The following is an 890-nucleotide window of genomic DNA, read 5'->3' on the forward strand; positions in this document are numbered from 1 at the left end:
GACTGGCATCGCGCGGCTGCGCTCCAAGATCAAATACCGGCCGGTCGTCTTCGAGCTCATGCGACCGACCTTCACGCTGCTGCAACTGCAGCGAACCGTGGAAGCGCTGGCCGGCCGGCTCATCAACAAGCCGAACTTCCGCAGGCTCGTCGAACAGCAGGAGTTGGTCGAAGAAACAGGCGAAACCGCCCTCGATACGGGCGGGCGGCCGGCAAAGCTCTTTCGCTTCCGACGCGAGGTCCTCGATGACCGGGCAGTTGCCGGAACAAAATTGCCGCTTTCGCGGGCTTGACACCTTTATAGTCGGCGTAGATATATGCCGCTTGTTGTCACCCGGAACATAAGCGGAGGCGCGGATGATTGGCGCGTTACCTACGGCCGCGTCGCTCTATGAGCGCGTCCGGCGGGTGATCCCGCCAATCGAATGGCCGGCCTTTGCCGACGACATCGATGCGATCCTGGCGCTGAAGCGCGAGCGCAACGCCGTCATCCTGGCGCACAATTATCAGACGCCAGAGATCTTCCACTGTGTTGCCGACATCGTCGGCGACAGCCTGGCGCTTGCCCGCAAGGCAATGACGGTCGAGGCGGACGTGATCGTCGTCGCCGGCGTGCACTTCATGGCCGAGACGGCGAAGCTCCTCAATCCCGACAAGACCGTGCTCATTCCCGACCTTGCCGCCGGCTGTTCGCTGGCGGACTCGATCACGGCCGAGGACGTCCGCCTGATGCGCCAGCGCTATCCTTCCGCTCCAGTCGTGACCTACGTCAACACCTCTGCGGCGGTGAAAGCCGAGTCCGACATCTGCTGCACCTCCGGTAATGCGCTTGCGGTGGTGAAGTCGCTCAACGCGCCACGCGTCATCATGCTGCCTGACGAATATCTGGCG

Annotated in this window: 1 protein-coding gene and 1 pseudogene; both read left to right on the top strand. The window is 62.8% G+C overall.

The annotated features are described in order from the left end of the window. A pseudogene (locus EN745_RS35305) lies at positions 1-292 on the top strand (hypothetical protein); the annotation flags it as partial. A 64-nt stretch (positions 293-356) separates the two neighbouring features. Continuing rightward, positions 357-890 (top strand): quinolinate synthase (locus EN745_RS35310; protein ID WP_145992351.1); only part of this gene is annotated, 534 nt, incomplete at its 3' end.

Source organism: Mesorhizobium sp. M4A.F.Ca.ET.022.05.2.1 (genome assembly GCF_003998845.1).
Classification (GTDB): domain Bacteria; phylum Pseudomonadota; class Alphaproteobacteria; order Rhizobiales; family Rhizobiaceae; genus Mesorhizobium.